Annotated in this window: 4 protein-coding genes; 3 read left to right on the top strand and 1 reads right to left on the bottom strand. The window is 66.7% G+C overall.

Going from position 1 to position 7,045, the window contains the following annotated elements; genetic code table 11:
* Window positions 1–256 precede the first annotated feature (256 nt).
* The 3 genes from AC0L3H_RS06240 (at window position 257) to AC0L3H_RS06230 (ending at window position 5,328) form a co-directional block, all read left to right on the top strand.
* Window positions 257–2,284 (top strand): hydantoinase/oxoprolinase N-terminal domain-containing protein, encoded by a 2,028-nt coding sequence (locus AC0L3H_RS06240; protein ID WP_473584849.1) that lies wholly within the window; start codon window positions 257–259, stop codon window positions 2,282–2,284.
* Window positions 2,285–2,451: 167 nt separating this feature from the next.
* The gene (locus AC0L3H_RS06235; protein ID WP_473584848.1) at window positions 2,452–4,644 is read left to right on the top strand and encodes a malate synthase G; all 2,193 of its coding nucleotides are present in this window, start codon (window positions 2,452–2,454) and stop codon (window positions 4,642–4,644) included.
* A gap of 141 nt (window positions 4,645–4,785) precedes the next feature.
* Window positions 4,786–5,328, top strand: a complete 543-nt coding sequence (locus AC0L3H_RS06230) for a hypothetical protein (protein ID WP_473584847.1) — start codon at window positions 4,786–4,788, stop codon at window positions 5,326–5,328.
* Window positions 5,329–5,389: 61 nt separating this feature from the next.
* Here the strand turns inward: AC0L3H_RS06230 and AC0L3H_RS06225 are convergent, their stop codons facing one another.
* Entirely contained in the window at window positions 5,390–6,922 is a 1,533-nt protein-coding gene (locus AC0L3H_RS06225) for a YifB family Mg chelatase-like AAA ATPase (protein ID WP_473584846.1), read from the bottom strand.
* Window positions 6,923–7,045 lie beyond the last annotated feature (123 nt).

Raw genomic sequence — 7,045 nt, 5'->3', positions numbered from 1 at the left:
CCCCCCCCCGCCGCGGGGCCGCGGGGGGGGCCCCCCCCCCCCGGGGGGGGGGCGCCCCCCCCCCCCCCCCCCCCCCCCCCCCCCCCCCCCCCCCCCCCCCCCCCCCCCCCCCCCCCACGACCCCATCTGTCGCCTTCGGCGACATCTCCCCCTCAAGAGGGGAGATTAGGCGCCGTGGCCCAGCGCTCGCGGCTTTATCCGCCGTTCCGTATCGGCTAAGGGGCGGAGACGAAATTCGCCGGACCGCTGCCAGAATATGACCGCCAAGACCAAATCCTCCCCCCTGTTCCTCGGCATCGACACCGGCGGCACCTATACCGACGCCGTGCTGTGGTCGGAAGCCGGCGGGCCAAGCGGCAAAGTGCACGCCAAGGCCAAGGCGCTGACGACGCGCCACGACCTCGCGGTCGGCATTTCGGGCGCGGTCGACGCGGTGCTGCAAAAAGCTGGCACCGATCCTGCAGCCATAAAATTGGTGTCGATGTCGACGACGCTGGCCACCAACGCGCTGGTCGAGGGCCAGGGCGGTCGCGTGGCGCTGGTGATGATCGGCTTTTCCGAAGGCGACCTCGCCCGCGACGGGCTGAAGGCCGCACTCGGCGCCGACCCGGTGGTGTTCTGCCCGGGCGGCCATGATGTCCATGGCAATGCCGCCAAGCTCGATTTGTCCGGGCTGGAGGCTGCGCTGCCGGAACTCGGCGCCTCGGTGTCCGGCTTTGCCGTCTGCGCCTATTTCGCCACCCGCAACCCGGCGCACGAGCTTGCCGCTCGCGACCTCATTCGCAAAAAGACCGGCCTGCCGGTCACCGCCAGCCACGAGCTTTCGGCCAAGCTCGGCGGCCCGCGCCGGGCGCTGACGACGTTGCTCAACGCCCGGCTGATCTCGATGATCGACCGGCTGGTGGCGGCGACCGAAGGTTTCCTCGCCGCGCGCGGCATTGCAGCACCCCTGATGGTGGTGCGCGGCGATGGCGCGCTGGTTTCGGCCGCCTTCGCCCGCCAGCGGCCGATCGAGACGATTCTTTCAGGCCCGGCCGCCAGCCTTGTCGGCGCTCGCCACATGACCGGCCTCGACAATGCAGTCGTCTCCGACATCGGCGGCACCACCACCGACGTTGCCGTGCTCGACCAGGGCCGTCCCAGGCTTGACCCGGAAGGCGCCACCGTCGGCGGCTTCCGCACCATGGTCGAGGCGGTCGCCATGCGCACCTTTGGACTCGGCGGCGATTCCGAAGTGACGCTGGAGGATGGCGCGCTCAACCCAAGAATTTTGCTCGGGCCGCGCCGCCTGGTGCCGCTGGCGCTGGCCGGCATAATGCATGGCGAAGCGGTGACCGTCGAACTGGAACGCCAGATCCGCGCGGCCAACCCCAGCCGCATGGATGGCCGGCTGGCGGTCAGGACTGGCGTGCCGGAGCGGCTGGCTGCCGGCCTGACCGGCGCCGAGGCCAAGCTTTATGAGCTGATCGGCGCGACCCCGCTCGCCGTCGACAGGCTTTTGACATCAAACGCCCAGAACGCCACCTTGAACCGGTTGGTGTCGCGCGGGCTGGTGCATGTCGCCGGCTTCACGCCGTCGGACGCCGCCCATGTGCTGGGCAAGCAGGCCAACTGGGACGCCGCCACGGCTCGGCTCGGTGCCGAGCTGTTCGCCCGCAAGCGCGACGGCCGCGGACAGGCGATCGCCGCCTCACCGGAGGCGATCTCGGAACGGGTGCTGACCACGCTGACCCGGCTGTCGGCGGAAGTCGTCCTCGAAACCGCCTTTGCCGAGGACGGGCTGGACGGCGCGGCGACTGTGGCGCACGCACTGGTGCAGCGCGCCGTCGACGCGCATCCCGGCATCGCACGGCTGAGCGTCGCCCTCGACCGCCCGGTCATCGGCCTCGGCGCCTCGGCGCCGCTGCATTATGCCGGGCTGCCACCGCTGGTCGGCCATGACTGCGTGGTGCCCGAAGATACCGATGTCGCCAATGCGCTCGGCGCCGTCGTCGGCCAGGTCAGGGTTTCGGCGGAGGCGCGCGTCAGCCAGCCCCAGGAAGGGCTGTTTCGCGTCGCCTCGGGCGAAAACGTGCGCGACTTCAATGACGAGGCGGCGGCGATCGCGGCAGCGGAAACCGATGTCCGCGCCATTGCCGCCGGGCGGGCCAGGGACGCCGGCACCGACAGCGCCGAAATCGAGATCGCCAGCGAATTCCGCGTTTCGACCGTCGAGGGCCAGCGCATGTTCATCGAGGCGCATGTGGTGGCGGTGGCGTCGGGCAGGCCAAGGATCGCGGTATAGGGCGCCTTGTGGGAGAAGGGGAGCCGCACCAGCCTGCGTCAACGCAAAGGGTGAGGCGTCATTCGAAATGGAAGCGAATTGCCCTACCTTCACCCTAAGCTGAATTGACCCTGCCACCTTGACATGTCAAAGGCCCGGCCAAAGCCTTTCGCCTGGAGAAAGCCCCGATGACCGATCGCGTCGAAATCGCCGGATTGCGGATTGCCCGCGGGCTTTATGATTTCGTCGTGAACGAGGCGCTGCGGGGCACCGGCATTGCAGCCGACGCCTTGTGGACCGGCTTCTCCGCCATCGTGGATGATTTGGCGCCGAAGAACCGGGCTCTGCTCGCAAAGCGCGACGCGCTGCAAGGCCAGATCGACCGCTGGTATCACGACAATGGCGCGCCCAGCGACATGGAAGCCTACAAGGATTTCCTGAGGGAAATCGGCTATCTCGCGCCGGAAGGGCCGGCCTTCTCCGTCGCGACGGACGATGTCGACCCCGAGATCTCGGTGGTTGCCGGGCCGCAATTGGTGGTGCCGGTGATGAACGCGCGTTACGCGCTGAATGCCGCCAATGCGCGCTGGGGCTCGCTCTATGATGCGCTCTACGGCACCGACGCCATTCCAGAGACCGACGGCGCCGAGAAGGGTGCCAGGTTCAATCCCGAGCGCGGCGCTAGGGTCATTGCCTGGGCGAAGGGTTTTCTCGACGATTCGGTCCCGCTGACGACCGGCAAATGGGCAGGGGTGAACGGGCTTTCCGTGGCCAACGGCATGCTACGGCTGGGCGAGGGCGCCGGCGCCACCACGCTCGCCGATCCCAAACAGTTTGCCGGCTATCGCGGCGACGCCGATAATCCCGAAGCCGTTCTGCTCACCCGCAATGGCCTGCATATCGAGATTGTGATCGACCGCAGCAACCAGATCGGCAAGACCGATCCGGCAGGCATTGCCGACATCGTGCTGGAATCGGCGCTGACCACCATTCAGGACTGCGAGGATTCGGTCGCGGCAGTCGATGCGCAGGACAAGGTTTTGGTCTACCGCAACTGGCTCGGCCTGATGAAGGGCGACCTTGCCGAGGAGATCACCAAGGCCGGCAGCACGTTTACGCGTAAACTCAATCCCGACCGGTCGTACACCGCGCCTGATGGTGGCGCGCTGTCCCTGCCCGGCCGCTCGCTGATGCTGATCCGCAACGTCGGCCACCTCATGACCAATCCGGCGATAACGGATCGCGACGGCAACGAAGTGCCGGAAGGCATCATGGATGCGGCGATGACGGCGCTGATCGCGCTGCACGATGTCGGCCCGAGCGGACGACGCGCCAATTCCCGCGCGGGCTCGATGTATGTCGTAAAGCCCAAGATGCACGGGCCGGAGGAAGTCGCCTTCGCCGTCGAGATATTCGACCGTGTTGAGGCGCTGCTCGGCATGGCGAAAAACACCATCAAGATGGGCATTATGGACGAGGAGCGGCGCACCACCGTCAACCTCAAGGAGGCGATCCGCGCCGCCAAGGATCGCGTTGTCTTCATCAACACCGGTTTCCTCGACCGCACCGGCGACGAGATCCACACCTCGACGGAAGCCGGCCCGATGATCCGCAAGGGCGACATGAAGCAGGCCGTCTGGATTGCCGCCTACGAAGCCTGGAACGTCGACACCGGGCTGGAATGCGGGCTGGCCGGCCGCGCCCAGATCGGCAAGGGCATGTGGGCGATGCCCGATCTGATGGCGGCGATGCTGGCGGAAAAGATCGCCCATCCCAGGGCCGGCGCCAACACCGCCTGGGTGCCGTCTCCGACAGCGGCGACACTGCACGCCACCCATTACCACAAGGTCGACGTCGACGCTATGCAGGCGGCGCTGAAGAGCCGCCCCAAGGCAAAGCTCGACGACATCTTGTCGGTGCCGGTAGCGGTGCGGCCGAACTGGTCGCCGGAGGAGGTCCAGAACGAGCTCGACAACAACGCGCAAGGCATTCTGGGCTATGTCGTCCGTTGGATCGACCAGGGCGTCGGCTGCTCGAAAGTGCCTGACATCAATGACGTAGGCCTGATGGAGGACCGCGCGACGCTGCGCATCTCCTCGCAGCACATCGCCAACTGGCTGCATCACGGCGTGTGCACCTCAGACCAGGTGATGGAGACGATGAAGCGCATGGCCGGTGTCGTCGACCGCCAGAACGCAGGCGATCCGCTCTACCGGCCGATGGCCCCTGACTTCGACAAGTCGATTGCCTTCCTCGCCGCCTGCGACCTCGTCTTCAAGGGCCGGGTCCAGCCCAACGGCTACACCGAGCCGGTGCTGCACGCGCGGCGGTTGGAGCTGAAGGCGAAGGAAAGACCCTCGCTAGCGCGCACAGAGTTCTAGTATAACCCGACAGATATTAGCAATTGCTAAAACATCGTTGTCCCGGTGCACGCGATCTGCTACGATTTAACCACCGACAAACGGCTCTGGGAGGCCGTGCGTCCGACATCATGCACAAGAACTCAAAACCGGAGAACGGCCATGAAACGGCTTCTGACGGTCGCTGCCCTTGTGGCGGCGGGCAGTTTGGTTGCGATGCAAGGCGCAGCCGCCGATGACGCTGCGATGATCAAGAGCGCTGAATCCGCCGCACCCCCCGCTGTATCAAGCGGCGCTGCGATCCACGCTATGGATGAGAAGGGTGCAATGCGCACACTGCGCGAGGGCACAAACGGCTTCTGGTGCATGCCGGACAACCCGGCCACACCTGGCCCGGATCCAATGTGTGGCGATGCCAACGCGATGGAATGGGCGATGGCGTGGATTGGAAAAAAGGAACCGCCCAAGGGCAAGGTCGGCTTCATGTATATGCTGGCCGGCGGCACCGATGGCAGCAACACCGATCCTTATGCGACGAAGCCCGAGGAAGGCAAATATTGGGTGGAGACCGGACCGCACGTGATGATCGTCAACGCAACGGACATGATGCAGGGCTATCCGGCTGACCCCAAACCTGACACGTCCAAGCCATATGTGATGTGGGCGGGCACTCCCTACGCACATCTCATGATCCCGGTTAAGTAGCTGCCGCGGCGGGCCGGGCCGGTCACCCTCCCTCAAGGGACCCTCAAGGGGGAGGGGAACGTCACGCCGCCTGCGCCATTCGCTCCGAACTCATGCGGTACGAAATCGCCTCGGCCAGATGGATGCGGCCGACAGTCTCGCTGGCCTCGAGATCGGCCAATGTCCGCGCCACCTTCAGCACCCGGTGATAGGCCCGCGCCGAAAAGCCGAGCTTTTCACTGGCATCCCTGAGCAGCGACAGGCCTGATGCATCCGGCATCGCGATCTCCTCGATGACAGAGGGGGAGCAGTGCGCGTTGGTGGTGACGGAGGTCGCGCCGAGCCGCTCGAAACGTTGGCGCTGGGTTGTCCGCGCGCGGGCCACGCGCAGCGCCACATCGGCACTTTTCTCCGCCCGGTCCGGCCGGATCAGATCGCTGGCCGAGACCGCCGGCACCTCGATCCGGAGATCGATGCGGTCGAGCAGCGGGCCTGATATGCGCGCCTGATAGTCGGTGCGGCAACGATCGCCGCGCAGGCAGCGATAGCCCGGCTCGCCGGCCATGCCGCAGCGGCACGGGTTCATCGCCGCAACCAGCTGGATGCGCGCCGGATAGGTGACGCGATGATTGGCGCGGGCGATCATGCAGTCGCCGGTCTCCAGCGGCTGGCGCAGCGCATCGAGCGCCTGCGGCGAGAATTCGGGAAACTCGTCGAGGAACAGCACGCCGTGGTGGGCCAGCGAGGCCTCGCCCGGCCGCACGCGCAGGCCGCCGCCGACCAGCGCCGCCATCGAGGCCGAATGGTGCGGCGCGCGGAACGGCCGCCGGTCGGTCAGCTTGCCTTCACCAAGCTCGCCGGCCACCGAGGCGATCATCGAGACTTCGAGCAATTCCCTCGGCGCCAGCGGCGGCAGGATCGACGGCAGCCGCTGCGCCAGCATCGATTTTCCCGATCCTGGCGGACCGATCATCAACATGTTATGGCCGCCGGCCGCCGCCACTTCGAGTGCCCGCTTGGCGGTCTCCTGGCCCTTGATGTCGGCAAGATCCGGCAGGTCGCGCGCCGAGGCATGAATACCGGCCTCCGGCCGCGACAGCACCTGCGTGCCGCGAAAATGATTGGCGATGGCGATCAGGCTGCGCGGCGCCAGGATGTCGAAATCCTTGCCGGCCCACGCCGCTTCCGGGCCGCAGGCGAAAGGGCAGATCAGGCCCTTGCCTTCGGCATTGGCGCCGATCGCAGCCGGCAGCGCGCCGGCCACCGCGGCGATGGTGCCGTCGAGCGACAGTTCGCCAAGCACGACATAGCCGGCCAGCATGTCGCCTGGAATGGCGCCAAGCGCCGCCATCAGGCCAAGCGCGATCGGCAAATCGTAATGGCTGCCTTCCTTGGGCAGATCGGCGGGCGCCAGATTGACGGTGACCTTCTTCGACGGCATCGACAGGCCCGATGCGTGCAGCGCCGCCTGCACCCGCTCCCGGCTTTCGGCCACCGCCTTGTCGCCGAGGCCGACGATGTGCATGTTGACCTTGCCCGGCGCGATCATCACCTGCACGTCGACCGGCACGGCCTCGATGCCCTGGAAAGCGACCGTGCGGACCCGCGCAACCATTTTTCTGCCCCCGGACATGGGCTCGCCCAAGCCCATGCGATCATGCCGCGAACGGCGTCATCCGAGACAACCACAGATTTTGCGCAAAGGCAAGAACATTACGGGAACAATCGAACGTTGTGC

Source organism: Mesorhizobium sp. WSM4816 (assembly GCF_055811535.1).
This window is presented reverse-complemented; position numbering and strand designations above follow the sequence as displayed.

What these genes read in the sequence shown, in the direction of transcription:
- AC0L3H_RS06240 (WP_473584849.1), top strand. Translation starts at nt 257, where the DNA reads ATGACCGCCAAGACCAAATCCTCCCCCCTGTTCCTCGGCATCGACACC.
- AC0L3H_RS06235 (WP_473584848.1), top strand. Translation starts at nt 2,452, where the DNA reads ATGACCGATCGCGTCGAAATCGCCGGATTGCGGATTGCCCGCGGGCTT.
- AC0L3H_RS06230 (WP_473584847.1), top strand. Translation starts at nt 4,786, where the DNA reads ATGAAACGGCTTCTGACGGTCGCTGCCCTTGTGGCGGCGGGCAGTTTG.
- AC0L3H_RS06225 (WP_473584846.1), bottom strand. Translation starts at nt 6,922, where the DNA reads ATGGTTGCGCGGGTCCGCACGGTCGCTTTCCAGGGCATCGAGGCCGTG.